Below are 24,843 nucleotides of genomic sequence, written 5' to 3'. Positions count from 1 at the left end.
TTTATTTTGTCCTTAATTATTGTCTCTAATAATTGTAATGAATCCTTTAAGTTTAGGTGATCCATTTCCTAGATCAATTAAATAATAATAAGTATCCTCGTTAAGCGGAGATCCTTTATAAGTACCATCCCACTCATTGTTGTAATTATTTTTAGAATAAACCAATCTCGCTGCTCTATCAAAAACTTTAACTGAGTTGTTTGGATATTGATCAAGACCCGGAACTATCCAATTATCATTTTTACCATCTCCGTTTGGAGTAATAATATTTGTAGGTACAATTGGTTGTAATACTGCATCTGCTCTATTTACAATAACAATATATGTATCTGTAGTTCCGTCAGGAGCTGTAACAACAATTGTAACTGCATTGTCGCCAACCTTTAAATCTATTGGAGATGTAGGGTCAATAACTTTTCCATCAATTGTCATTACAACCGTTGCATCTGGATCAATAGTTTTTGGAGTAATTACAATTGAATTCGTTTCATTTGGCACATCCACTTCATAACCTTTTGTGTCTGTATTAAAAGCAGGACTCAAAGCACCATCACTTAATGCAATATCAGATAAACCTGCATTATCAGGAGCTGGCGCTGCTTCTCTTGTAACAATTACTGTGTAAGTAGTAATTGTACCGTCCTGAGCTGTAACTACAGTTTTAATTTCATTCTCTCCAACTTCTAATGGAAGATTTGCTGAAGCTGTTCCGCTTGGAACTGGTTTTCCATTTACAGTTATTGTTGCTGTAGGATCAGCTGTAATTGGTGTAACAGTAATTCCTGCAACATCATTTGGTACTGTATCGGTATAAGCTGTAGTTCCTTCTGCAAAAGCTGGACTTAAAGTTCCTTTGCTAATCGCTAAATCTGTTAAACCTGAATCATTAGATAACGAAGCCGCTTCTCTTGTTACAACTACAATGTAAGTAGTAATTGTACCGTCCTGAGCTGTAACTACAGTTTTAATTTCATTCTCACCAACTTCTAATGGAAGATTTTCTGAAGCTGTTCCACTTGGAACTGGTTTTCCGTTTACAGTTATAGTTGCTGTAGGATCAGATGTAATTGGTGTAACAGTAATTCCTGCAACATCATTTGGTACTGTATCGGTATAAGCTGTAGTTCCTTCTGCAAAAGCTGGACTTAAAGTTCCTTTGCTAATCGCTAAATCTGTTAAACCTGAATCATTAGATAACGGAGCTGCTTCTCTTGTTACAACTACTGTATATGTTTCTTGCGTAACTCCATCTTCAGCTGTAACAACTATTGTTACTACGTTATCTCCTACTTTTAAATCAAATGGAGCTGTTGGATCAATAACTTTTCCATCAATTTTCATTTCAACCGTTGCATTTGGATCAACTGGTATTGGATTGATTACATATGAATTAATTTCATACGGAACCTCTACTTTATAACCTTTTGCATCTGTATCAAATGGCTTATCCAGAGAACCATCACTAATAACAATATTAGACAAATCTGCATTACTAGATTTTGTCACCGTTAAAATACCTTTTTCAAAAGTAATAGTATAGTTTGAAGAAGTTGCACCACTAACAATGATATCATATTCTCCTGCTGGGCTTTCTTTAACTGCTACAGTTGCAATTGTAGGTTTTGTTGTTAAATCTGCTTCAGTTTCTCCTGGAACAAACCCAACATAACTTAATGTTAAAACTGGATTATCCATACCGCGTTCTTTTTTCTTATCATCTGCTTTGATAGTTAAAGCTGCTGGAGTAACATTTAAGATCCCTTTGTTGTTATACGTAATTTCATAATTTGAAGAAACTGCTCCAATAGCAGTAATAGCATATTTCCCAACTGCACTTCCTGTAATTGCTACAGTAGAGATTGTAGGTTTTGTTGTTAAATTTGCTTCACTTTCCGCAGAAACAAAACCATCATAACTTACTGCTAAAACTGGATTTACTGATCCGTAAACTTTACTATTATCAATTGTGGTAATAGTTAAAGCTGCTGGAGTAACATTTAAAATACCTTTGTTGTTATAGGTAATTTCATAATTTGAAGAAACCGCTCCAATAGCAGTAATAGCATATTTCCCTATTACACTTACTGTAACTGCTACAGTAGAGATTATAGGTTTTGTTGTTAAATTTGCTTCACTTTCTCCAGAAACAAAACCATCATAACTTACTGCTAAAACTGGATTTACTGATCCGTAAACTTTACTATTATCAATTGTGGTAATAGTTAAAGCTGCAGGAGTAACAGTCAAAAATCCTTTATTATCATAGGTAATTTCATAATTTGAAGAAACCGCTCCAATAGCAGTAATGGCATATTTCCCAACGGGACTTGATGTATCTGCAATAGTAGTAATTGTAGGCTTTGTAGTTAATTTCGTTTCATTATCTCCATTGACAAAGCCAACAAAAGTTGCTGTAAAATCAGGATTCGATGATCCGTAAACTTTACTAGCATCATTGGTAGTGATAGTTAATTTTGCAGGAGTAATAGTTAAGAAACCATTTGGATTACCATAAACAATCTCATAGTTTGGTGAAACTGCTCCACTAGCAATGATTTCGTATTTCCCAACTGGACTTGTGGTATCTGCTGAAGTAGCAATTGTAGGCTTTGTAGTTAACTTTGTTTCATTATCTCCATTGACAAAACCAACATAAGTTGTGGTAAAAGTAGGATTCAATGATCCATAAACTTTACTATTATCATTTGTAGTTATAGTTAATTTTGCAGGTGTAACAGTTAAGAAACCATTTGGAGTACCATAACTAATTTCATAGTTTGGTGAAACTGTACCAGCAGCTGTTATTTCGTATTTCCCTACGGGACTTGATGTATCTGCAATAGTAGTAATTGTAGGCTTTGTAGTTAACTTAGTTTCATTATCGCCATTGACAAAACCAACATAAGTTGCTGTAAAATCAGGATTCGATGATCCGTAAACTTTACTAGTATCATTTGTATTTATTGTTAATTTTGCGGGAGTAACAGTTAAGAAACCATTTGGAGTACCATAACTAATTTCATAGTTTGGTGAAACTGCACCAGCAGCTGTTATTTCGTATTTCCCTACGGGACTTGATGTATCCGCAATAGTAGTAATTGTAGGCTTTGTAGTTAACTTCGTTTCATTATCGCCATTGACAAAACCAAAATAAGTTGCTGTAAAATCAGGATTTAATGATCCGTAAACTTTACTACCATCATTTGTCGTTATAGATAATTTTGCAGGAGTAACATCTAAGAATCCTTTTGTCGTACCATAACTAATATTATAGTTTGACGAAACTGCACCACTAGCTGTTATTTCATATTTCCCAACAGGACTTGCGGTATCTGCTGAAGTAGCAAATGTAGGTTTTGTAGTTAACTTTGTTTCATTATCTCCATTGACAAAACCAAAATAAGTTGTTGTAAAAGTAGGATTCAATGATCCGTAAACCTTACTAGCATCATTTGTTGTTATAGTTAAAGGAGCTTTTCCAATAGTCAACTTACCAGGATAACCATAAATAATATAATTTGGAGATTCTCCTCCTGTAACTGTGATATTATATATTCCAGCACCACTTGTTTCATCTGCAATAGTTTGAATCTTAATTGGAGTTGTTAAACTATTTATATTGTCCCCAAGAACAAATCCTGAATAAGATGCAGTAAGATCAGGGTTTGAGTTACCATACATCTTACTTTTATTATCTGCCAAAATAGTTAGTGCACCCTTATTTACAGTACTTGGTGACATAAATACTTCTAAATCATCAGCATCCGGGCTTGTTAATGAGAAATACATCCCTCCATAAACGTTTGCAGGAATTGTCCCCTTTAATCGAATATAAATTAATGTAGGTCCAATATCTCCTCTACCCCCGGTAGGAGTGTTAATAAGGACTGTATCTGTAAAAATAGTTCCATTTCTACTAACTTCAAATCCTAAAGGAGGTGTAACTTCAATCCTCTGATCAATATTAATCCCAGATACTAAAAAGCTATCTGAATTCGATGCAGTACCATATACAGTATTTATTGATGCTAAAACAGGAGCACTTGTATTAATTGTCCCCCCTTGTCCATACCCTATATTAAATAAAAGGAAGGCTAATACAATAAGTAAATTTTTGTTCATTTTTATTTTATTTCTATTCATTTTAGTTTTAAATTTTTCATTTCTTTTCTTAATTTTCTACTTCATACTTTTTTACTTTAAATTCATTTTGGTTATTTTATTTTTACTCTTTTTGTCAACCTTTAAAGACTAATGCGACTCATTAAAAACAATCGCACACCTTTCACTAAATATTTAATTTTAAATTCTCAGAAAAAAAACGCTTTAAGCGCCTAAGGATTTTACATCAAAAAGCATAATCTCTTGATTATAAAATTATTGTAGCTAGAAGTTGACAAGTCAGCTAAACATAAGGGCTGACACTATTCTATTATTCAAATATTGGGGTAATTAAGATCTGTTTTGACCTGCAAAAGTTTTAAAATTGATACATAAAGACTTTTTATATGAAATATCTTAATTATAAAAAAATACAAACAAGTTTAATCTTAAAATATAGATATGAAAAATTCGATTTAATATTTCAAAGTGAAATATTGAATCGAATAAATGAAATAAAGAAGAAATAAAAATTGATAAAAGAGGTGCTAATGGTAAACTTCAAGTTCGAATGATTACTATAAAGAAAGATGAATTAAGACTCACAAAAAAATGTGATACTTCAGATATTCAGAAAAGGAAATAAAAAAAGGCAAAATACATTATTTATGTATTTTGCCTTTTTTTGTGACCGCGGAGGGGTATTTTTAAACGATATAAACCGTTCTTTTTCAATACTTTTCATATTTCATTGGGAAGTTATTGGGAAGTTTGCTTAATTATCTCCTTTAGTCTTTCCACTAAATCACTATCATTTTCTCCAATGTAAATTTCAATACTAGCATCTTCTTCAGAATCATTTTTTAGCATCATCGTTCTGTTTAGTTTTCTTCTTTATCAATTCTGATTCTGCTTTAGCCACAGATTCATAAATAATGGGGTCGCGCTGTGTATATTTCACCTCGGACAGCTCCTTTTCAAGTACGCCGATTTTAAATCTTAATAAATCATTTGTTTCTTTTAAACTTGCATTTTCTGTAATCAATCTGGATTCGGCATTTTCTTTTTGTTCACTTCCTGCTGTTATTTTGGTCATTCCACTTACATTTTTAAGCTTATTTCCTTTCCCTGTGAGTAACCAATCTGCATTAATTTCCTCAAATACTTTTACAGTATTCTGTACAGGATTAATCCCTGCATTGCTTCTTCCTTTTAAAATTTCGGTCATCAAAGACGTACTTATATTAATTTTTTTGGCAAAATCGCTTGGACTGGACACTTGACCCCGCTCTGATAAATGACCGTAAACCTCTAAAAATCTTATTGTTATATCGTTCATATAATATTTTTTACAGAAAATTGTACATTAAATGTTTTTTGTACAGATTTCTGTATATATTTGTAATAGTAATTAAATAGTTACCTCGTAGTAAAATTACATTAAAAAAATCAATTCAAAATAGCACTTATCTATGATTAAACTGACTGAAAGAAAGAAAATGAAAAAGGTATTTAAAACTGGCTATGCTAAGGAAGTTTTAGCTCGTTTGAATCAAAACGGAATCGTAAATCAAAAAGGCGAACCTTTTGGGACCTCTTACATCACTCACGTTTTTAACGGACGCAATTCAAACCTTGATATTGAGGAAACTATAATTTCCATTTATCAGGAAAAACTGGAAGAAGTAAAGGAAATTTCTAAAAAGAGAAAAGAAATTTTTAGCACAAAAAAACCCGATGCTGGAAACATCGGGTCTTAATTAAGTATTAACCTATAAAAGATTAAACTAATGGAAAGCAAATCTACTATTAAAAATCAAATTCACCAAATTCCGGCAGGAATGCGTTTGGGTGATAAGCGAACGGAAATATTCGGAGATCGTTCGACAAAACAAACTTTTTTCGTTTCGGATGGCCAGACATTCAACTTTAATGCACTGGATCCAAATAAGAAAGCGCAAATCTTTCAGCAATTTCTTAGTGACGATATCGCTTTTGCAGATCTGAAACATTTACCTCAGGAGGAAGCCACGGAAAAATATGCCTTTTGCATTTATGGCGCTGCTGATCACATTGCAGATTTCAACGAAAGTGGACAGTTAAATAAATCGGACAATTTTATTTGCTCCAATAGCTGTGAATGCCTGAAATGGAGATCTAAATCAATAACGATCGACGGCAAATCTTTAACAATGCGAGAAATCCAAATTGTTAACCTTATGGCCTCTGATTTAGCAGATAAACAAATTGCTTCTCAACTTAAAATTACGAAAAGCACCTTAAATACACATAAACAAAACCTATTTGAAAAGGCAAATGTGAAATCAAAATCAGGATTAATTACCAAAGCTATTAACCAAAAAATAATCCAGTAATCATGAATTTATCAACTTTTACATATAGCGGACCGGAAGCGGTTGAAATGATTAAAACGACTTTTCCAAAAACGTGGGAAAAAGAAATAGCAGACGGTAAGATCTTCATTAAAGGCTTAATGAAATACTACAATCTTTCAGCAAAGGAGGCTTTTGAAAGGTATTTAAAGAGTAACGGATGTCCTGCCAATAGTATAGCAACGTTAGCATCATTGCATTTAATGTTAGAACAATCCAAAACCTCCCATGAAATTCAAAAATTAGAGGAAGAACAATTAGCATATGGCAACCAACTTGTTGCACTCGAACAATCAACAATCTCATATGAAGATAAAAAAACTTTGCGCTCCCATTATATTACCAAGCAGAATGAATTACAAAAACGTATTAACGAGCTTATCCTCCAACTTCCCGTTATCGGTTCAGAAACAATTAGCGTGCGAACAGACCTTTTTGGTTGATACAACCGGCTTAACAGTTTCACAATATTATAATCTCTATATCAAATAATACATGTATACCGAAAAATCAATAGACGAAGTTAGAAACGCAGATATCGTTCAAATTATTGGCCACTATTGTGATCTTAAAAGAGCCGGTTCAAAGTGGACTTGCGAATCACCTTTTAATTTTAGTAAAGATTGCTTTTTTGTAACCCCGTCACTTAACATGTTTAAATGCTTTTCTACCGGGCATGGTGGTGATGGTATTAAGTTCGTTCAGATTTACAAAAACGTGTCATTTGGTGAAGCTATAAAAATTATTGCTGATATATGTGGTATTGTCGTTGAAGAAGAACAACTGTCTGAAGAAGCGGAGCGCAAAAGAAGCTATAAACAGGAACTGTATGATATTCAATCTGTAGCTTGCTTAAAGTATGAAATGCAATTACGAAATGTTGCAGATGATCATTGGGTTAAAAAAATGCTTATTGATCGAGACATCAACGAAAAAACGGTCGAAAAGTTCAGAATTGGTTATGCGCCAAAAGATTTCAAATTTGTTACAGCTCCATTAATTGAAAAAGGAAAGTTAGAACAAGCAATCAGCGTTGGTATATCTGTATCAAAAGAAGGCAATAGCTATGATTTTTTCAGAGATAGACTTCTTTTCCCAATTCGCGATATCCGTGGGAATGTATTAGGTTTTGGAGGAAGAAAAGCAAATGACGTTGAGGGCCCTAAATATATCAACACAAAAGAAACCGATATCTACAATAAAAGCCAGGTGCTTTACGGTTTGTATGAAAACAGAGAGTTTATCGCTAAAGCTAGAACAGCTTTCCTTGTTGAAGGTTATACAGATGTAACCGGGCTTTCTCAAAATGGATGTGAATTAGCTGCTGCAACCGGAGGAACCGCATTGACTCCGGAACAAGCAAAATTAATTCACAGATTTGCTGATCATGTTATTATTCTTCGCGACAATGATGGTTTAGACGATAAAGGCAACGATCAAAAAGGAACTTTGGCAGCGCTTAGAGATATCAATATTTTGTTAGCCGAGGGTTTAAAAGTTTCCATTGTAATTCTTCCGGAAAAAGAAGATCCGGATAGTTATGCCAGGAAAACAAAACACGTCGAAAAAATGCTTTTGGGTAATGCAGAAGACGCAGTAAACTGGAAAGCAATTAAACTGAAGAATAAAGCAGCTAACGATCCAAATGAATTATCTCATGCTGTAGCCGAAATTGCTTCGATGTTATCCGTTATAAAAGACGATATCAAACGAAATGCATATCAAAAACAGTGTGCAAAGATAATTAGACAACCTGAAAAAGTAATCAAAGAAAAAATTGAAAGCTTTTTTAAAGTTGCAGAAATCAAAGCTTCGCAATCAGAGAAACCGGAAACGGAATCCGTTGAAAAACTGGGGCTTCCAAAAACTGGTGATTATAAGCAATATTTGGAAAAGGGCTTTGTAATTCATGAAAATAATGTGTTTTTCAGAGGAAAAGACAGCTTTTACAAAGGTTCAAATTTTAGAATTACACCTCTTTTTCACGTTTATGGAAAGCAGGAAAATAAAAGGCTTTGTGAAGTTATTTCTGAAAATGGTACTAAACGATTAATTGATTTTGATACGGCCGATTTTACGCAAATGGCAAAATTTGAACTTAAATTATTAGACGAAGGTAATTTTACGTTCACCTCACAAGTCACGGCAAATCAATTTAAACTGCTTAGAAATGACATTCTAGGTCGTTTTATTACAGCTCACGAACTTAAAACATTAGGTTGGCAGCATGCCGGATTTTTCGCTTATGCAAATCTTATTTATCATGATGGAATTACAAAAGAACCAAATGATTACGGAATTGTACAGTTAGAAACTGGCGTAAAAATGGAAAGTGATTATATAGAAGATATTAAACACTTCTATTCGCCTTCAGCTTCAGTAATGTACAAACATTCCCGCGAAGGTGATGATCCTTACGAGAATGATCGTTATTTGGTTTATATGCAATCGCCGGTTGCATTTCATACCTGGATGAAGCAATTGCATACAGTTTACGGTAAAAAAGCAATTACAGGGATTGCATGTGCTTTTTTTACACTATTTAGAGATCTGTTTGTTAAGACCTTTCAAGTGTCTCCAATTCTATTTCTGGCCGGTGAAAAGGGATCCGGAAAAACAAAATTTGCCGAGAGTTTGGCAGCGATGTTTTGCTATAAACAACCGGCCTTTGATTTGAATGCCGGAACAATTTCGGCGTTCTCGAGAAGAATAAGCAGGACCACTAATACAATGGCTGTTTTGGAAGAATTTAGCGATTTGACAACGGATGTAAAAATCAAACAATCCATCAAAGGATCCTATGATAATCGTGGTCGTGAAATTGGACAAAATACAGGAGATAATAAAACAAAAGTTACCAAAGTAAATTGCTTTCTAATTATTCTTTCTCAGTATTTATCAAGTTGGGACGATAATTCAATAACCTCCAGAAGTATAATTGAACATGTAATTAAACCGCAGGAAAATTTCACAGATCAGGAAGTTGCGGATTATAATTTACTGCAGTCTTGGGAAGAAGAAGGTTTGACAAGTTTTATTTTAGAAATAGTAAAATACAGGCCTGAAATTGAAGCTTCATATCGTCAGGTTTATTCAGATATCATTAAACAGTTAAAAAAGGAATTGAGAGGTACAGAATACCAGGAACGAATGTTGCAAAATTATACGGTTTTATTGACTCCAATTAAGATTTTGTTTGACAAGTTTATTTTTCCTTTTACATACCAACAAATACATGATCAGTTTAAAGAGGCAATTGTTGACAGTTCTGATTTAATTGTAGAAAGTGAAGGTTTAGCAGAGTTCTGGAAAACTTTAGAGTATTTACGTGATCGTAGTCCTTTCCCTCTTTTAAAAGAAAACTATCACTTTATGATCGATGTTCCAACGACTTTAAAATTACAGGGAAGAAAAGACGAAAAAGCAGAATCTTGGCAAAATAAAGACAGAGTGCAAGTGATGTATTTACGCTTAAATGCTGTTCACCAATTGTACCACAAAGAGGTTTCAACTCGTGAAGGTGTCGATGTAATTCATGAAAACACTTTAAGAAATTATTTTAAATCAAAAAAATATTTCATCGGCGCTGTAAAATCACATCGGTTTGATGATACGTCAACATCTGCATACATTTTCAATTACTCAATGATGCATGAAAACGGAATTTTAAATCTATTAAGAACCGCACCAAAGAAAGGAGAGAATGGCAACGTTCCGGCACATGAAAACGGAAGTACAATTGATGATCCTGAATGGTTACAAGTTAAATAATCATGAAAATAAAAGCTGTCATATTGAATTTAAGGGTTGCCAGGGCTTCTGATTTTGCAGATAGTCTAGGAGAAAAGAAATTTGGCTGCATGTACTTTCAGCAGTCCATCGATGGAACTTTTTGCAACCAACCGTATTTCTTTCATGAAAATACTGATATGCAAGTTTTTAAAGAGTTATACAGCACAAATCAGATTTGGGTATTAGCGGGAATATTTGATGATGTAGAAATAATTAATAGGCGTAAACCAATAATTGAAAAGAATAATTATGGCGTTAAAAAAAATCAGAAAAGAAAGTTGGCTGCCAGACCGTGTTTCTGCAAGAAAAAGCATTGAGAAATACGAAAAGGAAATTTTAAAAGTAGATCCTCGTGAGTTTTATAATGAAATATTTAATAATCCTAAAATAGAAATTGAAATGACAAAAGAAATTCCAAAAGCTGAATCGCTAAAAAGAAAACGATTCACGGTACTAGAAAACAGATCTGAAGTATTAAACACTTCGAAGCAAGAAGAAGCAACAGAAGCTATTAAAACGCTTCAAAAAGAATCGAAACCTTTAATTGTATTGTTGGACAATCAAAACAAAACATCAACACATTACAGCAAAACTATAAATCAAAAGAATTATAGAATCGAAGCTGGAAACTTCGAAAATGACTCTGTTGCAAAACCAACGGCTGAAGCTGCTGAAACAAAAGAATAAGTTTTAAACTCTTAAAAGATTAAACAAATGGAAAATGTAATTACAATTGAGGTTAAAGTTGTTGAAATGGGCGAATACAACGATTTTCAGTCATGGCTTGAAGGATATCAGGCTATAAGAAATAACTACGGAATAACAACGCCATTGTTGCACCAGGATCGTAACGGATATACAACAAATGGTTATGATTTAAAGAACTTTAAGAAAGAAGCTCCTTATCCTGTAAAAACTTATTTATTGGTTCAGGATCCTGATGTCATAAAACCAATGTTATTTAAATCAACAACAAGCAATGAAGAATCGTAACTGCACCGTATGCGGGCTTCACAAGGAAGCTTGTTTACACCAAAAAGAATTGAGAGACTATCGCAATGATTGTAAAGTTTCTCGAATATTATGGTTTTTAATTGGCTTCCTTGTTTGTGGTGCCATTGTAATTCTTAATCTCTAAATCTTATGGGAAATGTATTTAAACCGATATTGTATTCTACTCCAATGGTTAGTGGAATATTGGAAGATAGGAAAAATCAAACTCGCAGAACTAAAGGCCTGGAAATAATTAATGAAAATCCTGATCTATGGAAATATGAAGGATTAACAATTTTTATTTCTGACACCCCAATTAATCCGACTTACCAGATATTTTGCTCATTTTTAAATTTAGATTCCAATATCAAGAAATTAGTCACTTCACCTTTTAACGTTGACGATATCCTTTGGGTTCGCGAAACATTTTACAGCCAAGATATTGAGAGTCGAAAATTTGTATATAAGACAGATTACACCTCTGAAACTCTAAAGAAATTAAAAAAATACCAAAAATGGAAACCATCGATTTTCATGCCTAAAAATGCTTGTAGAATTTTCTTGAAAGTGAAATCTGTAAAGCTTGAAAGATTACAGGATATATCTGAAGAAGATTCTATTGCTGAAGGTGCAATACAACATGAAAGTGAAACTGATTGGCTAACTGCAAAATTTGGATTTCAAATTATTTGGGAAACTATAAATGGATCTGATTCCTGGAATAAAAATCCATTTGTTTGGGTAATAGAGTTTGAGCGAATTGAAAAACCTTTAGATTTTATCTAATGGCTACGGTTGGTAAATATGGCAAAATTGAATTTTCCGAACAGGACATTCAATTTATTAGAGAAAATTTCCAAAGTATGACCAATGATCAAATCGCTTCTTCTTTAGGTTTAAAAAAAACAAGAGTACGCACATTAGCTTATTCTATGGGACTTAAACGAATGGATTTAGAGTACTGGACATCTGACCAAGTTGATTTTTTAAAACAAAACTATAAAAGCATTGGAGATGTGGAGCTTGCACAAATATTCGAAAATGAATGGCCTAAAAATAAAGGTTGGTCAAAAAAACACATCGAAAAAAAAAGAAGGTATCTAAATTTAAAACGTACCAAAACAGAACTTCAAAAAGTACATGATCGTAATAAAAAATCTGGTCGATTAGCAGTAGCAAATAAAAAAAGATGGGAATTTACCGGAAGCAACGAAATAGGCACGATTGTAATTTGGAGAGTAAAAGATTATCCAATGGCATTTATTAAAACCGAAAACGGATATGTTCATTATAATCGATGGTTGTGGAAAAAAGAATATGGATCTATACCTGAAGGATATAATGTTGTTAAAAAATCAGGATGCCCAGAAATACCAACAATAGAATTTCTTGAATTACTGACTAAGGATGAACATGCCAGGAGAAATCAAAATAAGTTTTTAAATCTTCCTGCAGATGTAAAAGAAATTATCTCCCTAAAAAATAAACTTATTAAAACAATCAAGAAAAATGAAAACGCCACATGAAAAAAGAATTGAAGAAGTTGAACAGAAGTTAAAAGCTGTAACCGGAAAAGCGGTCTTTTTTAAGGATAAGGTTATAACAATTAAAAGTTTTAAAATTTTCACTAAAGCCGTAACGATAATTACTACAGAAACATCTTTTTCGCTAGAACTTCATTTAGTAGAAAAGTACCTGGAGGAATTGTCTGGTGAGATCCCAGTAACATTTTCACCAATTGACACTTCTGATTTAATTAAAGACGATGATAAACCAATAAAACACAAGTTTCAGGAGATTACTCCGGAGCAATTAAAAATAAATGACGAAATGGAAAATCAAAAAATTATAGAACAATCTCAGGAAAAAGAAAATCAATTAGCAACAACTTCAGAGGATTCATCTCCTGTTAGTGTCGAAGTTTCTAATTATAAGCCAACTAAAGAAAATGCTATCGTAAAAGAGACCCTGATGGAAATGCTAAAAAAGGTATCTACAAATCCCGGAATGATCCCTCAAGCAAAAGCAGTTTGTGATATCGCAAATACGATGGTTAATATTCAAAAAAATGAAATCCAAATGATTCAGATGGTAAATAAAATTAAAGCATAACGCCATATTCTATGTGAAATCTTTGCTTGTCGGCAAGGTAGCTATTTGTAATGTGTTAGAATCGGGAGAATATAGGCAATGCTTTCATGACCCGATTAAATTGCAATAAGACTGGCATATCGGAAAGACGATTTTTTTATTCAATTATTAACTTGGTGATCAATAAATATTTATCATCAATAACACCTTAGATATGAACTTAGATCAATTACGTAAAGCAAACGATGTAAAATCAAAACTTGATGATTTTAAAAAAGCACTTGAATGTTTCGAGTATGTTCCAAATGAAGAAGAAAGCAAAGAAAGAAAACCAATTTCCCTAAATCCAAATTTAATAATTGAATTTGATGATTGGGACGATGGTAGAGAGCAAATAAAATTACCGATGGTGCTTAGTGATTACTTGATAAGTTTAATCAAAACAACGATCAATGAGCAAATAATTGTTTTAAGTAAAGAATTTGAAGCAATTTAATTATAAAAAACATAATAACTCTTATAACTAAAATTATGCAATCAATACACCACGATGGATCCTATGGCAAATTAAAGCCTTTTTCACAGGAAGAAATGCTTCAAGAATTAAAAAATCCGGACGTGTCACACGTTGAAGTTTTCGAAGCAACTGAAGAACAAATAAAATACCGTCAGAAGTTATTTAATAGTAAAACAAGATATCAAAAATCACCAAAAAACAGAAGAAGATGAACACACCGGATACAATGTTAAAAGTAGCAGCTGAAGAAATAAAAGAGATTTTACGAAAATATAATATTGCAGCTGCGGTTTCATTACATACACCAGGACACGGCGAACACTTCGTTCACCTGAATCCAACCTATTCTTGCGCGTATATCTACAATGAAAATGAAGTTAGATTTTATAGTAAACGAGAACAATACAATTCATTAGCTGAGCAATTAGAAAAACAGACAACAACGTCTAATATGCTAATTATTTTAAAACAGATAACTGCATATAATTTTACTGTTTTAATGCAGCTTTCTGACAGCTTTGATGAATTGACCAATGCAGAACATTTTAAATTGAAATCGCCATGATCGAATTTCTAAACTTTATGTTTTCAGGGGATACTGACAGAGTAATCACTTGCTTTACAATGTTCTGTATAATGATATATGCTCCAATAAGTTTTTTAAAGTTTTGTTGGAGGTACTTTTTACGGTATTTAAATATTAGAAAACATGGATATCCTCCAGTGCATTGCGATGCTGATGGCGATACGATAGAAAACGGAAATCCGTAAAAGACTAAACAATTAAATTAATACTTTCATAAAATGGCAGATAAGTATCAATATATCAGAGATGAGGAAAATGAAAAGTTGCGTAAAAAGTTGGCTAAAATCAATAGAGAACGCAATACTGTCATTACCATCGTTTTAATAATTGCAGCCCTTTATTTTGGAGTAGTTTTTTATTTAGATGAAATAATTTTATTCCTTAGCTAAAAAATCCGCTCAATAGCCTGGCTTTTTTTGTTTGTTTTAAACCCTGTATTATAGCAGGGTTTTCTGTTTTTACAAACTATCACATTTAATCTTTCTTTACAATTATGTTGTAACGCTCCCAATAGCTTTTTTCCTGTTCTCTGGGTTCAGCTTTTAATCCCATTACACTGCTATAATAATGTATTATAGCATCTTCAGTCAAATTTACTTTATCGGCTCTGATTTCAACTTTTAAACCAATCTGTTGCAACCATATCGCTAAATCTTGATGTAATTGTGGCTCAAGCAGCAACCAAAAATCCCACTCATTTTTATTAAAAAGCAGTTTAATTGCCTGATAGCCCTTTGTTGTTTGGTCAAAGCCGGCTGTTTTAATAATGTGATCCTCAACTTCATTTCTTTCTTTACTTGTCATAGCGCTCAAATTTAGGGCTACAAAGTTAGGTTTAAATGCAATATTTGATGGTTCCAAATTGTAACATATAGAGCATTGTAATTATTTCGCACGACTGGCCACCGATTTTAACACCTCGGGCATTCATATTAAATTTTATATAACACCAGGAACCAACTATACCCCGGATTTCGTTTTTCATCAATCCCCCACACCCCCTGATTTATAAAAATTTTTCAAATTTTTGATTTGCATAAAATAAACGAGTAAAAAAGTTCCACAGTTCCACAAATAAAATATTACTTATTTTAATAGATATTATCTATTTGATATACAATATATTAAACATTAAATATTGTTTAATTTAATTGTGGAACTTTTGTGGAACTTGTGGAACTATTTTTTTTAGTTCCTACATTTTCGAATCAAGTTCCACAAGTTCAACACCTTTTAAAATTGTTAACTTGTTGATTTATAGCAATGTGGAACTGTGGAACTTTTTTTTTGAAAATTATACGCTTTTTTGATATAACATATGTTTTTTTTAATATGTTTTTGATTTTTGTCGTAAATTCGTAACACGCTAAAAATGATGTAAATGATACAAATTTCTATTCCGGTAAAGAAGCCAGTCAAAAAATATCTTACTAAAAAATATGGTGAAATTCACACTATTTCTAAGAAGACATTTTTGGGTTTACTTTTATTGGAATTGATAAGTAATAAGGCTGACACTTCCGATATCGACTTTAAAGGTTTTGATAAATATAAAATGGATATCCCGGAATTATATTTTAATACAAAAGGTTTTTCTGTTAGTCGAAACAAACTTAAATTTCTGGGTGTTTGTCTTGAAAGGCTTTTTTTTGAAGATTTTCACAATTTTGTTGATGTAGAATTGGCAAAAGGTAAAACCAATGCATGGCAAAGTGTAAAATTGTTTCTGCTTTTATATGATATTAATGAAAATGAAATGAAGTTAGAAAGTATGTATCGCAACTATCAAAGGCACTGCGAGGAAAAAATAAAAGTTAAAAAGTTAAATGTCGTAGTTTATTCGTAGTGGAAAAAACGCCAAACACCGCATGTATAAAGGTGGCAAAATACGACAGTTTTATAAAAATAAATTATTAAAAATTATGAATTTTACTTGCGAAGAAAAATTACCCGGATTTGCAGAATTTGAACTTTTTCTTTTGGACGAAACATCTAACTGGCCAATTGTCATTACAGATACAAATTCAAAGGACATTGTGTTTACTCCGTTTGAAAATGATGTTGAAGGATTAATTGATCCGGATAGTATTGACGTCAATGTTGATCCAAAACAATCTTCAGATGGTGAAATTCAACAGATTTCAATTTCATTTAGATTAATAACCAGGAGCGAAGCTTTAGAACAACTTTTGGAACAATATGCCAATAAACCTTGTGTTGGAAAAGGAAAGTTAAATAATGATTTTCAGAAACTATACGGAACTAATCTCGAACCGATTTACATGAATTACAAAGTAAATGATGGTACGAAAATCGATGGTGAATCCTACACAGAGGTTAAAATTAAAGGCGAAACCCGCAAAAGACCAGTGTATTATACTCCATAAAAACACTGTCCTATTTTAAGATCCTTAATAAACGAAAATTTGTAGAGTGCAAAAAGCATTCTACAAATGAGTATAAATAATTTACATTCTCTACTTAATGGCCGTTGGTTTATTCATGAACCATATGGACATTCTCTTTTGCCTTCCTTGAATTCAATTTTAAAAGGGAACTCCATTAAAATTGAAAAAGAAGATAAAAAACCGGAAGCCTTTGTTATTCCACTTGGAAAATCTCCTGTTGTTGCATCTACTTTTAGTAATAGCGACAACAATAATGATTATGTACTGGTTATTGATTTAAAAAATCCTATTTACAAATACTCACAAGAATGTGGACCACAAGGAACCAAATCTAAAATGAGTGTTATGGATCGTTATAAAAATGATCCTTACTGTAAAGGAATTGTTTTGGATATCGATAGTGGTGGTGGTCAAGTTGCCGGAACTCCTGAATTTTACGATTATGTGCGTGAATACCCAAAACCAGTAGTTTCTTATACTGATGGTTTAATGTGTTCTGCTGCCTATTATATAGGTTCTTCCTCTGATTATATTATTGCAAACAAACGTGCCGATCATATTGGCAGTATTGGTGCAATGATCTATTTCATTGATTTTACCGGATGGTATGAAAAAGAAGGTGCAAAAGTAATTTCTGAATATGCCACAAAATCTACGGATAAAAACAAGGATTACGAGGAATTAATAAAAGGGAATCCACAACCTTATATCAAAAATCAGTTAGATCCTATAACTGAAGATTTTATCAATGACATCAAAAAAGTACGCGCAAAAGTGAATGACGAAGTCTTTACTGGTAAAACGTATTCTGCTACTGATTCTATTACAATGGGATTGGTTGATGAAATTGGAACATTAGAAACGGCAATCGATAAAGTTTTCGAATTGGCCAAAAAATCAAGTAATCAAAATTTAAATATAGATATGTCTAAACAACTTGTAAAAGTACAAGCTGTTTTGGGTTTAGATGCTCCATTGGCTTCAACTGAAGAAAAAGGAAGCTACTTAAATGCACAACAGTTGGATGCTTTGGAAAATGAATTTGCAACATTGGAATCAACCAATACGCAATTACAAACGGAATTAGATGCAGCAAAGGCAAATACGGATCTAAATGATCAATTAACAGCTTCAAAAGAAACTGTCACTGCAATTGAAACATCTATTGACACTATGCTAACATCTGCGGGTTTAGATGTTACGGGAACATTAACCGAAAAAACGGCTGCATTAAGTGCAAAAGTTGAGGCAATGGGTAAAAACGACGCAACTAAACCTACTATTATTAAAGTAGGTCCATCTACAGAAACGATTAATGAATTTGTAGATTCTGAAGCATCTCACAATCAAATCGCTAATTCTATAAAATAATTAATATGTCAACAATTTCTGTACAAGACGTTGCTAAGGAAGTCAACGAATACGTGAAAAACAATACCGAGGTTATTGCTGCCGGTGTTTATTCTGGTGAGGTAACTTTGAATAAGTATTGCAAAGTATTGACCGCCATTAAAGGCAAATTTCCTCAGTTTCATTCTATCCTTACTCGAGTAGTTCAAGGTTATAAAGCAGAATGGCAAGAACTTGGGGAGGCTCAATTCAAGCATAAAATGCTTCAAAACTACCATCACAAAGTCAATTTTCCGGTAATTCCTTCTGAAATTTTGAATTCATGGTTAGCCGAACTCTATACAACTGGAAAAACAGCTGCAGAGCATCCAATTTCTAAATACATCATCACTGAGCTTATGGCAAAAGTTGTTGATGATTTGGAAGATTTGTCACAAACTGGAGTTCGTGATGATGCGAATGCAGATGGTGAGTTTGGTTCATCATTGGACGGTATTGCTCAGCAAATTGAAAATGCATTAACAAATGTATTGCATCCTGCATTTAAAATTCCACTGAATGCAATCACTGCCGTAAATATTTTAGATGAAGTAAAATCATTTGAAAAACAACTGCCAAAGAAAACTCGTAAAAAATGTAAACAATTGTTTATGAGTGATTCTCTTGCAATGACTTTTGCGGATCAGTATGAAAAAGAATACGGTACTAACGTAAACTATACAGCTGATGGAAACATGAAAACACCGTTAACTAAAATGGAAATTGTTGCTTTACCAAGTATTCCTGATGATGTCATTTTTACTACTGTTGATGGTAACATGGTTCGTTTAATTGATGTTTTTGATAAGCCGGCTATAACTGAAACTCAGGTTTTAGATTATAAATTGAAGATCTTCATGGAGTTTTTCTTAGGCTATGATTTCCTTATCAATCAATTGGTTTATGTTGCCACTTTTGGTGATGAAGATAGAGGTTTAGGAATTGCAGTACAAAACAAATTGTATTACGATTCTGAAAACTTGGTAGTAACCCCTTAATATTTGGCTATGTCAAAGCAACAACAAAAGCAAACACCAGTATCAAAAGATGCTGGTGTTACAACTGATCAAGCTTTATCTACTATTGACAAAGCGGAAGCTCAGAAAGCAGCAGCTGATAAAGCAGCGGCCGAAAAAGCGGAAGCGGATAAAGCAGCAGCTGAAAAGGCGGAAGCGGATAAAGCAGCGGCTGAAAAAGCGGAAGCGGATAAAGCTGCAGCTGAAAAGGCGGAAGCGGATAAAGCAGCGGCTGAAAAAGCGGAAGCGGATAAAGCTGCAGCTGAAAAGGCGGAAGCGGATAAAGCAGCGGCTGAAAAAGCGGAAGCTGAGAAAGCAGCAGCTGAAAAGGCGGAAGCGGATAAAGTAGCTGCTGAAAAAGCAAATGGAATCTTTCATTTTAATGGAAGAAACTACATGCTGAGTGATCGAATTCCGACAAAGTTAAAAGTGTTTGGAGTTTTATACTCAAAGGAAGAATTGTTAAACAATGATGATGCTATGGCCACTTTAATTATTGGAAATAGCCCTTTCATAAAAAAAGTCTAATATGATACCATTAGAAGATATCGGAGGCGAAAGCTGCGAACCTGTTTCAGGATTTGTTGATACAATTTATTATGCTGAGCGTAATGATTTTACAACTATAAACGATCCTAAAAAGATGTGTGATCCAGTTCCCGCAAATGTAGCAACATCATTTGCCGATTTAGCCACAATCACACCAGACCACGTTTTTAAAGCAGGAAAGAAGTTTTTTAAAGTAGAAACTGTTACTGAAAGTGGAAATATTAAATCGGTACAAATCGGAGAACCTGGAAGAGGTTTATACCAAAACGATTATGTTTACAAAATTTCAGGTTCTGAAGCTGAAGTATTGGGGTACTTGCGTTGGATTAAAAACAAAAAATTAGTAGTGTTAGTAGAAGAATTCGGTACCGGAAACGTTCGCCAATTAGGTTCTTCTAAATTCCCTGCACGTGCTAAAGGTGAACACATTGTTGAGGGACTAGCTGAAGGTGAAAACGCTGCAACAATTACGATCACTGATAAGAATTTTGGACCATCACCAATCTATAAAGGTGATATTCTAACCGTAATTGCACCTTAAAATAAGGTAATAAATCCTAGGAGGAAGGAAAAAAAAGTCCTCCAACAAATTAATACTTTCTCAGGGTAATTTAATTTAGCACAAAGCCACCGTTGGAGGACAAAAGTCTTCTTATGGTGGCTTTATTATGTTTTTAAATTATCCTGAGAATTGCAAATATAATCATCATCAATCAAAAATCGAACAAAAAATGAAGTCAAATTTAAACAACTTAAGTACCTGTACACCAGTAAAAACAAAACTTAAAACACCAATTTCGTACTATGGAGGCAAACAATCAATGTTAAAACACATTCTTCCACTCATTCCTAAACACAGAATATATGTTGAGCCATTCTTTGGAGGAGGCGCAGTATTTTGGGCAAAAGAACAGTCTGAAGTAGAAATAATAAATGATTTAAACGGAAATGTTGTAAATTTTTATCAGGAACTAAAAACGAATTTCATTGAATTGAAGGATCTGATTTTATCAACTCCCTATAGCAGGGAAGTATATAAAAATGCAATGGTAATTTATGAAATTCCCTATATCTTTAAACCTGTTCATCGTGCATGGGCTTTCTGGGTTGGCACTATTCAAGGATTTTCAAATAAAATTGGTTCATGGAGGAGCGCAACAACTAGAAGTAAAGAAAGTACTCTTAATTATAATAAAAAAGAAGGGTTCAATGTAGAATTAAGTAAACGATTAGAATTAACCCAGATTGAATGCAAAGATGCAATAGAGCTTATTTTAAAACAAGACTCTGAAGAAACTTTCTTTTATATTGACCCGCCTTATGTAGGGGCAAATCAGGGGCATTATGGTGGTTATACTCAGGAACATTTTGCTTCATTGCTTTCTGTGTTGAGTAGCATTAAAGGAAAGTTTCTACTTTCAAGCTATCCTAATTCCTTATTGGATGAATATCGTTTAAGATTTAATTGGTTTAATAATGATAAAAATATGGTGCTGAGTGCGAGCCGTGATAGTAATAAACGTAAAACTGAAGCTTTAACTTCTAACTATCCTATTTAAAATATCTTAATATAATTAAATTTGGATAAAAAATACTTTTATGCTTGACTATATTGAAACTATAACCGATTTTTTAATTGAAAACTTCAAACCAAGTAATCCGGAAAGTGCTAACTTAAAATTGACTACACGTGATTTACTTGCATTGCTTTTTAGACTATTTCCGGCTAATTGTATTTCTGATTATGAATTAAACGATATTCTTATTGAATTGAATTACAAACGATTTAGCTATGTAGTTGAAAGCTACTGTGAAATTCAAAAAGATGATAGAACAATCTACGAAATTCGAAAAAGTCTGGAAGTTGGATGGTGTTTGAAAACTGAATTGGATTTAAAGACACAGGAAGTAGAAAGAATCACATAACCACTCAAATGAGTGGTTTTTTTATGTCCTATTGTAAAGAATTCACACTTTCCATATTTGTACATGGAAATTTTACAAAATTGGATTAAAGACGGCTGTGATTATGCTACTGGAATTATCATTTATGGTAATCTACCAAAGCATAATTCGTTGCTTTTAAAAAACTTCAAAAAGAAAAACAATTCATTTAATAGGGAAAAGCTAAAATATGAATTGAATAAATTCATTGAAAAATATGATCAGAATGTCTTTGTTTCGAATGTACAAAAGACAGTTTTAGAAATAGTAAAGCCGGTACTAGAAATAGTTCCTAAAAACGATCAAAAACAAGCTGTTTTATTTCATCAACTTCCTGAAACTTTGCGACCTGTATTACTTGAAGCAAACCAATTATTTAAGGAAAATTGTATGTTAAAAGTTCAACTAAATGAACTTCCGCAGCATGCGGAAAAAGCCGCCATAGCAATTCAAATCCGAATTCACTCCAATTTCAAAAAGAACGAATTATGTTGGCAAAAGATTGATTTGTTTTTGGAAAAACGAATTATTTCTGACACTCCAAAATCTGAGTTTTCTGAATTGACACCTGCAGGACTATTGAAGCGGCAACAACTTCTTTATGCTTCAATTTCTAAACTAAACACCAGGTTAAAACAAAATAGGGTATTACTAAATAACGCTGATAATGTTGCTAATAGAGCAAAAATTGAGCGCATGATTAATAAGCAGGAGCAAAATCTGATCAATAAAAACGAAACATTAATTACCATAAGCAACTTAATTGATGGGTACTAATAAACGCAGTATGCTGCTAAAGCGTGGCGATAGCACATTCGATAAAATTCTGGCTCATTATATAAATCCGGAACATTTTCCTTTAAGCCAGACCAATACAGATATTCTCAACAGATTGAATGAAATTTTTGCACTAAAATTAAACCATTTTTCATCTCAGCAGATTGTAAATAAATGGATGAAAGAAAAAGATTTATCACAGGCACAAGCATACATTGATATTCGGAATTCTGAAAAGCTTTTTGGAAATATTTTAAAAGCTGACACAGAAGGTTCTCGTGCAATATGGTTAGAGCATACAAGGGATTTTTTGAAAAGATGTATTCAGAAAGGCGATAGAATAAACGAAAGTAAAGCTTTGAAATTGATTGCCGAATATGGTGGTTTGGCTAAAGAGGATAATCCGGAATTTAATGCTGAGAAGTTTGAAAATATGGAAATTCATGTTAATGTGGATAAAGAAGTTGAAAAGCGACTGTTAGAGATGCTATCCAGTGGATCAGCTGACTTTAATAATTTGAATGTAACTGATATCGAACATGAGGAAATAAAATCAGACGAAGAAGATGATCAGTAACAAGAAGTTTGTAAAACTCACCATTCCACAACTAGCGACGGTTCTGGCACCGCAAAAAAACAAATATGCTGAGATTGGTCGTGGGGGTGGTAAATCGACCATTTTCGGGTATCATAAGCGCGAATTAGTCCGACAGATGCCAAAAGCATCATTCGCCCTGGTTGGTTCTACTTATTCACAGATATTATCCAGAACATTGCCATCAGCCATTGAAGGTTTGGCAATGTTTAATTTGTTTCAGGATGTCGATTATGTTGTTGGAAGATCTGGTAAAAAAATGGGTTTTGAAATGCCATATCAGCCACCTAACCAATGGAACAATATCATTCACTTTGCTAATGGGGCAATTTTTCAGCTTGTTTCGCTAGATAACCCCAATTCTGGCCGTGGTCTAAATTCTTATGCGGAATTGGGAGATGAAGCGGCTTTATTGGATCCGGAAAAACTGTTTACAAATGTAAAAACCACTAATAGGGCGCAAAAGGAAATATTTAAAAAATGCTCTCTCTTAGGGTCAGAATTCTATGTTTCATCAACACCAATCAATAAAAAAGGAAAGTGGTTCACTGATATGGAAGCAGTGGCAAAAAAGAACCCAAAAGAGTACGCATTTATAAAAGCTTCAGCGTTATCAAATCCTTACCTTAATCCCGCATGGTTTAAAAAAATGCGTGATCAGGCAGTATCTGAGATTCTATATAATGCCGAGATATTAAATATTCGACCACAAGAAATTGTAGACGGATTCTATGGTAATCTTATTCCGGCAAAACACTACTATACTGACTACAATAATAGTTATCTCGAGACAATTGGCGTTGTAGCCAAATCAGAACATTTCAATTCTAACCAGGATAATGATGTAAGAACTAATGAACCTCTGATTATGTCCGTTGATTTTGGTGTATTTAATTGTTGTGTTGTCTCTCAGCCACAAGAAGATACATACCGAGTATTAAAGTCATTCTTTGTTAAGTCACCAAAGCTATTGGATGATTTGTTTATTGAGCAGGTTATACCTTACTATCGACCGCACCAGGAAAAGTTCGTCTACTTGTATGGGGGGCATGACGGTAACAATAGACTCCCAAACGATAGCCGAACCTACTTTGAGCAGATCACTGATGTACTGACTAAACATGGTTGGACTGTCTATCCAATGACCAAAGGTGCAGCACCCACACACACCGATAAGTATCTATTGCTTAATGCAATGCTTAAAGAACATCAAACGCGCTTACCTAAGATCCGAATCAATGAGCATAACAATCCCGATCTGATCATTGCACTCGAGCGTACCGAAGCTAAGGAATCTTTAAATGGAGGAATCGAAAAGGTTAAGAAAGACGAGCGTAACCCCTTGTTTCCACAGCAACACGCGCCACACCTTACCGATGCAATGGATATTCCGATCATGACGATGTACAATGACATCTTCAAGGGTTCGAGCCTCCTTCTGTCCGAAAGCCGTATTCAGACCTTCTAAACCATGCATTTTCATATATCCTGATCTTTTGGGTTTGGAAAGTGTGGAAATTTATAGGGACAGGCGTGCTTTTTTGTCGAAAAATATAAATTATTTTATTTTTTAAAGGCTCAAAAAATTGATTTTCAAAAGAATAAGATTTTAAATACTAGAAAAAGTATATGTAATTGATTCAATTCTGAGCATAAAAATACTGTCCTATTTTAAAAACTGTCGAAGAATGA

At 33.3% G+C, this 24,843-nt stretch carries 28 protein-coding genes; 24 read left to right on the top strand and 4 right to left on the bottom strand.

Features of this window, described 5'->3' with window-relative positions; all coding sequences use genetic code 11:
* Positions 1-12 precede the first annotated feature (12 nt).
* Positions 13-4,122: an MBG domain-containing protein gene (locus CLU81_RS17305; RefSeq protein ID WP_158235344.1), complete on the bottom strand. Its 4,110-nt coding sequence runs from the start codon at positions 4,120-4,122 to the stop codon at positions 13-15.
* An 835-nt stretch (positions 4,123-4,957) separates the two neighbouring features.
* Entirely contained in the window at positions 4,958-5,440 is a 483-nt protein-coding gene (locus CLU81_RS17300; RefSeq protein ID WP_099710950.1) for a hypothetical protein, read from the bottom strand.
* A 160-nt stretch (positions 5,441-5,600) separates the two neighbouring features.
* Here CLU81_RS17300 and CLU81_RS17295 point away from each other — a divergent pair, with 160 nt between their 5' ends.
* From CLU81_RS17295 to CLU81_RS26845, 14 genes are all read left to right on the top strand, one after another.
* The gene (locus CLU81_RS17295) at positions 5,601-5,861 is read left to right on the top strand and encodes a hypothetical protein (protein WP_144444516.1); all 261 of its coding nucleotides are present in this window, start codon (positions 5,601-5,603) and stop codon (positions 5,859-5,861) included.
* 30 nt (positions 5,862-5,891) lie between these two features.
* Positions 5,892-6,476: a response regulator transcription factor gene (locus CLU81_RS17290; protein WP_099710948.1), complete on the top strand. Its 585-nt coding sequence runs from the start codon at positions 5,892-5,894 to the stop codon at positions 6,474-6,476.
* A 2-nt stretch (positions 6,477-6,478) separates the two neighbouring features.
* Entirely contained in the window at positions 6,479-6,937 is a 459-nt protein-coding gene (locus tag CLU81_RS17285) for a hypothetical protein (RefSeq protein WP_099710947.1), read from the top strand.
* A gap of 52 nt (positions 6,938-6,989) precedes the next feature.
* Positions 6,990-10,265 carry a DNA primase gene (dnaG, locus tag CLU81_RS17280; RefSeq protein ID WP_099710946.1) on the top strand — a complete coding sequence of 1,092 codons (3,276 nt, stop codon included), beginning with the start codon at positions 6,990-6,992 and terminating at the stop codon, positions 10,263-10,265.
* Positions 10,266-10,267: 2 nt separating this feature from the next.
* The gene (locus CLU81_RS26850; RefSeq protein ID WP_158235343.1) at positions 10,268-10,603 is read left to right on the top strand and encodes a hypothetical protein; all 336 of its coding nucleotides are present in this window, start codon (positions 10,268-10,270) and stop codon (positions 10,601-10,603) included.
* A complete protein-coding gene (locus CLU81_RS17275) occupies positions 10,536-10,973 on the top strand; it encodes a hypothetical protein (protein ID WP_099710945.1) in 438 nt (145 codons plus the stop codon). Before CLU81_RS26850 ends, CLU81_RS17275 begins: the two co-directional genes overlap by 68 nt.
* Before the next feature lie 27 nt (positions 10,974-11,000).
* Positions 11,001-11,279, top strand: a complete 279-nt coding sequence (locus tag CLU81_RS17270; RefSeq protein WP_099710944.1) for a hypothetical protein — start codon at positions 11,001-11,003, stop codon at positions 11,277-11,279.
* Positions 11,280-11,429: 150 nt separating this feature from the next.
* On the top strand, positions 11,430-12,065 hold the full coding sequence (locus CLU81_RS17265) for a hypothetical protein (protein ID WP_099710943.1): 636 nt from the start codon (positions 11,430-11,432) through the stop codon (positions 12,063-12,065).
* Positions 12,066-12,142: 77 nt separating this feature from the next.
* Entirely contained in the window at positions 12,143-12,805 is a 663-nt protein-coding gene (locus tag CLU81_RS17260) for a hypothetical protein (protein ID WP_144444515.1), read from the top strand.
* Complete coding sequence (locus tag CLU81_RS17255) at positions 12,789-13,391, top strand: hypothetical protein (RefSeq protein WP_099710941.1); 603 nt, start codon at positions 12,789-12,791, stop codon at positions 13,389-13,391. The genes CLU81_RS17260 and CLU81_RS17255 overlap by 17 nt, the downstream gene beginning before the upstream one ends.
* Positions 13,392-13,584: 193 nt before the next feature.
* Positions 13,585-13,866 carry a hypothetical protein gene (locus CLU81_RS17250; RefSeq protein ID WP_099710940.1) on the top strand — a complete coding sequence of 94 codons (282 nt, stop codon included), beginning with the start codon at positions 13,585-13,587 and terminating at the stop codon, positions 13,864-13,866.
* Between the two features lie 35 nt (positions 13,867-13,901).
* On the top strand, positions 13,902-14,099 hold the full coding sequence (locus CLU81_RS17245; protein WP_099710939.1) for a hypothetical protein: 198 nt from the start codon (positions 13,902-13,904) through the stop codon (positions 14,097-14,099).
* The gene (locus CLU81_RS17240; protein ID WP_099710938.1) at positions 14,096-14,452 is read left to right on the top strand and encodes a hypothetical protein; all 357 of its coding nucleotides are present in this window, start codon (positions 14,096-14,098) and stop codon (positions 14,450-14,452) included. Before CLU81_RS17245 ends, CLU81_RS17240 begins: the two co-directional genes overlap by 4 nt.
* Positions 14,453-14,691: 239 nt before the next feature.
* Positions 14,692-14,862, top strand: coding sequence for a hypothetical protein (locus CLU81_RS26845; RefSeq protein ID WP_158235342.1), 171 nt, complete (start codon positions 14,692-14,694; stop codon positions 14,860-14,862).
* Between the two features lie 85 nt (positions 14,863-14,947).
* On the opposite strand, the gene CLU81_RS17235 is transcribed toward CLU81_RS26845, so the two are convergent.
* Entirely contained in the window at positions 14,948-15,277 is a 330-nt protein-coding gene (locus CLU81_RS17235; RefSeq protein ID WP_099710937.1) for a hypothetical protein, read from the bottom strand.
* A gap of 577 nt (positions 15,278-15,854) precedes the next feature.
* Between CLU81_RS17235 and CLU81_RS17230 the strand changes: the two genes are divergently transcribed.
* The 4 genes from CLU81_RS17230 (at position 15,855) to CLU81_RS17215 (ending at position 19,268) form a co-directional block, all read left to right on the top strand.
* Positions 15,855-16,319 (top strand): hypothetical protein, encoded by a 465-nt coding sequence (locus CLU81_RS17230; protein ID WP_099710936.1) that lies wholly within the window; start codon positions 15,855-15,857, stop codon positions 16,317-16,319.
* A 76-nt stretch (positions 16,320-16,395) separates the two neighbouring features.
* Positions 16,396-16,860 carry a hypothetical protein gene (locus tag CLU81_RS17225; RefSeq protein ID WP_099712795.1) on the top strand — a complete coding sequence of 155 codons (465 nt, stop codon included), beginning with the start codon at positions 16,396-16,398 and terminating at the stop codon, positions 16,858-16,860.
* A gap of 66 nt (positions 16,861-16,926) precedes the next feature.
* The gene (locus CLU81_RS17220; protein ID WP_099710935.1) at positions 16,927-18,252 is read left to right on the top strand and encodes a S49 family peptidase; all 1,326 of its coding nucleotides are present in this window, start codon (positions 16,927-16,929) and stop codon (positions 18,250-18,252) included.
* 5 nt (positions 18,253-18,257) lie between these two features.
* On the top strand, positions 18,258-19,268 hold the full coding sequence (locus tag CLU81_RS17215) for a hypothetical protein (protein ID WP_099710934.1): 1,011 nt from the start codon (positions 18,258-18,260) through the stop codon (positions 19,266-19,268).
* A gap of 101 nt (positions 19,269-19,369) precedes the next feature.
* Here the strand turns inward: CLU81_RS17215 and CLU81_RS27315 are convergent, their stop codons facing one another.
* Positions 19,370-19,657 carry a pentapeptide repeat-containing protein gene (locus tag CLU81_RS27315; RefSeq protein ID WP_158235375.1) on the bottom strand — a complete coding sequence of 96 codons (288 nt, stop codon included), beginning with the start codon at positions 19,655-19,657 and terminating at the stop codon, positions 19,370-19,372.
* A gap of 158 nt (positions 19,658-19,815) precedes the next feature.
* Here CLU81_RS27315 and CLU81_RS17205 point away from each other — a divergent pair, with 158 nt between their 5' ends.
* The 6 genes from CLU81_RS17205 (at position 19,816) to CLU81_RS17180 (ending at position 24,619) form a co-directional block, all read left to right on the top strand.
* A complete protein-coding gene (locus CLU81_RS17205; protein ID WP_099710933.1) occupies positions 19,816-20,376 on the top strand; it encodes a hypothetical protein in 561 nt (186 codons plus the stop codon).
* A 190-nt stretch (positions 20,377-20,566) separates the two neighbouring features.
* Positions 20,567-21,394 carry a DNA adenine methylase gene (locus CLU81_RS17200; protein ID WP_099712794.1) on the top strand — a complete coding sequence of 276 codons (828 nt, stop codon included), beginning with the start codon at positions 20,567-20,569 and terminating at the stop codon, positions 21,392-21,394.
* A 40-nt stretch (positions 21,395-21,434) separates the two neighbouring features.
* Positions 21,435-21,761 (top strand): hypothetical protein, encoded by a 327-nt coding sequence (locus CLU81_RS17195; RefSeq protein ID WP_099710932.1) that lies wholly within the window; start codon positions 21,435-21,437, stop codon positions 21,759-21,761.
* Positions 21,762-21,824: 63 nt separating this feature from the next.
* Positions 21,825-22,556 (top strand): hypothetical protein, encoded by a 732-nt coding sequence (locus tag CLU81_RS17190; RefSeq protein ID WP_099710931.1) that lies wholly within the window; start codon positions 21,825-21,827, stop codon positions 22,554-22,556.
* 10 nt (positions 22,557-22,566) lie between these two features.
* Positions 22,567-23,133 (top strand): hypothetical protein, encoded by a 567-nt coding sequence (locus CLU81_RS17185; RefSeq protein WP_144444514.1) that lies wholly within the window; start codon positions 22,567-22,569, stop codon positions 23,131-23,133.
* The gene (locus tag CLU81_RS17180) at positions 23,123-24,619 is read left to right on the top strand and encodes a hypothetical protein (protein WP_099710929.1); all 1,497 of its coding nucleotides are present in this window, start codon (positions 23,123-23,125) and stop codon (positions 24,617-24,619) included. Before CLU81_RS17185 ends, CLU81_RS17180 begins: the two co-directional genes overlap by 11 nt.
* Positions 24,620-24,843 lie beyond the last annotated feature (224 nt).

It is taken from the genome of Flavobacterium sp. 9 (assembly GCF_002754195.1).
Classification (GTDB): domain Bacteria; phylum Bacteroidota; class Bacteroidia; order Flavobacteriales; family Flavobacteriaceae; genus Flavobacterium.
Note: the sequence above shows the minus strand (reverse complement) of the source record. Positions and strands in the feature narration are given on the sequence as shown.

What these genes read in the sequence shown, in the direction of transcription:
- CLU81_RS17305 (WP_158235344.1), bottom strand. Translation starts at nt 4,122, where the DNA reads ATGAACAAAAATTTACTTATTGTATTAGCCTTCCTTTTATTTAATATA.
- CLU81_RS17230 (WP_099710936.1), top strand. Translation starts at nt 15,855, where the DNA reads ATGATACAAATTTCTATTCCGGTAAAGAAGCCAGTCAAAAAATATCTT.
- dnaG (WP_099710946.1), top strand. Translation starts at nt 6,990, where the DNA reads ATGTATACCGAAAAATCAATAGACGAAGTTAGAAACGCAGATATCGTT.
- CLU81_RS17235 (WP_099710937.1), bottom strand. Translation starts at nt 15,277, where the DNA reads ATGACAAGTAAAGAAAGAAATGAAGTTGAGGATCACATTATTAAAACA.
- CLU81_RS17290 (WP_099710948.1), top strand. Translation starts at nt 5,892, where the DNA reads ATGGAAAGCAAATCTACTATTAAAAATCAAATTCACCAAATTCCGGCA.
- CLU81_RS17215 (WP_099710934.1), top strand. Translation starts at nt 18,258, where the DNA reads ATGTCAACAATTTCTGTACAAGACGTTGCTAAGGAAGTCAACGAATAC.
- CLU81_RS17225 (WP_099712795.1), top strand. Translation starts at nt 16,396, where the DNA reads ATGAATTTTACTTGCGAAGAAAAATTACCCGGATTTGCAGAATTTGAA.
- CLU81_RS17275 (WP_099710945.1), top strand. Translation starts at nt 10,536, where the DNA reads ATGGCGTTAAAAAAAATCAGAAAAGAAAGTTGGCTGCCAGACCGTGTT.
- CLU81_RS17295 (WP_144444516.1), top strand. Translation starts at nt 5,601, where the DNA reads ATGAAAAAGGTATTTAAAACTGGCTATGCTAAGGAAGTTTTAGCTCGT.
- CLU81_RS17190 (WP_099710931.1), top strand. Translation starts at nt 21,825, where the DNA reads ATGGAAATTTTACAAAATTGGATTAAAGACGGCTGTGATTATGCTACT.
- CLU81_RS17300 (WP_099710950.1), bottom strand. Translation starts at nt 5,440, where the DNA reads ATGAACGATATAACAATAAGATTTTTAGAGGTTTACGGTCATTTATCA.
- CLU81_RS17260 (WP_144444515.1), top strand. Translation starts at nt 12,143, where the DNA reads ATGACCAATGATCAAATCGCTTCTTCTTTAGGTTTAAAAAAAACAAGA.
- CLU81_RS17180 (WP_099710929.1), top strand. Translation starts at nt 23,123, where the DNA reads ATGATCAGTAACAAGAAGTTTGTAAAACTCACCATTCCACAACTAGCG.
- CLU81_RS17245 (WP_099710939.1), top strand. Translation starts at nt 13,902, where the DNA reads ATGCAATCAATACACCACGATGGATCCTATGGCAAATTAAAGCCTTTT.
- CLU81_RS26845 (WP_158235342.1), top strand. Translation starts at nt 14,692, where the DNA reads ATGGCAGATAAGTATCAATATATCAGAGATGAGGAAAATGAAAAGTTG.
- CLU81_RS17185 (WP_144444514.1), top strand. Translation starts at nt 22,567, where the DNA reads ATGCTGCTAAAGCGTGGCGATAGCACATTCGATAAAATTCTGGCTCAT.
- CLU81_RS17195 (WP_099710932.1), top strand. Translation starts at nt 21,435, where the DNA reads ATGCTTGACTATATTGAAACTATAACCGATTTTTTAATTGAAAACTTC.
- CLU81_RS17205 (WP_099710933.1), top strand. Translation starts at nt 19,816, where the DNA reads ATGATACCATTAGAAGATATCGGAGGCGAAAGCTGCGAACCTGTTTCA.
- CLU81_RS17250 (WP_099710940.1), top strand. Translation starts at nt 13,585, where the DNA reads ATGAACTTAGATCAATTACGTAAAGCAAACGATGTAAAATCAAAACTT.
- CLU81_RS17270 (WP_099710944.1), top strand. Translation starts at nt 11,001, where the DNA reads ATGGAAAATGTAATTACAATTGAGGTTAAAGTTGTTGAAATGGGCGAA.
- CLU81_RS17220 (WP_099710935.1), top strand. Translation starts at nt 16,927, where the DNA reads ATGAGTATAAATAATTTACATTCTCTACTTAATGGCCGTTGGTTTATT.
- CLU81_RS26850 (WP_158235343.1), top strand. Translation starts at nt 10,268, where the DNA reads ATGAAAATAAAAGCTGTCATATTGAATTTAAGGGTTGCCAGGGCTTCT.
- CLU81_RS17285 (WP_099710947.1), top strand. Translation starts at nt 6,479, where the DNA reads ATGAATTTATCAACTTTTACATATAGCGGACCGGAAGCGGTTGAAATG.
- CLU81_RS17265 (WP_099710943.1), top strand. Translation starts at nt 11,430, where the DNA reads ATGGGAAATGTATTTAAACCGATATTGTATTCTACTCCAATGGTTAGT.
- CLU81_RS17255 (WP_099710941.1), top strand. Translation starts at nt 12,789, where the DNA reads ATGAAAACGCCACATGAAAAAAGAATTGAAGAAGTTGAACAGAAGTTA.
- CLU81_RS17200 (WP_099712794.1), top strand. Translation starts at nt 20,567, where the DNA reads ATGAAGTCAAATTTAAACAACTTAAGTACCTGTACACCAGTAAAAACA.
- CLU81_RS17240 (WP_099710938.1), top strand. Translation starts at nt 14,096, where the DNA reads ATGAACACACCGGATACAATGTTAAAAGTAGCAGCTGAAGAAATAAAA.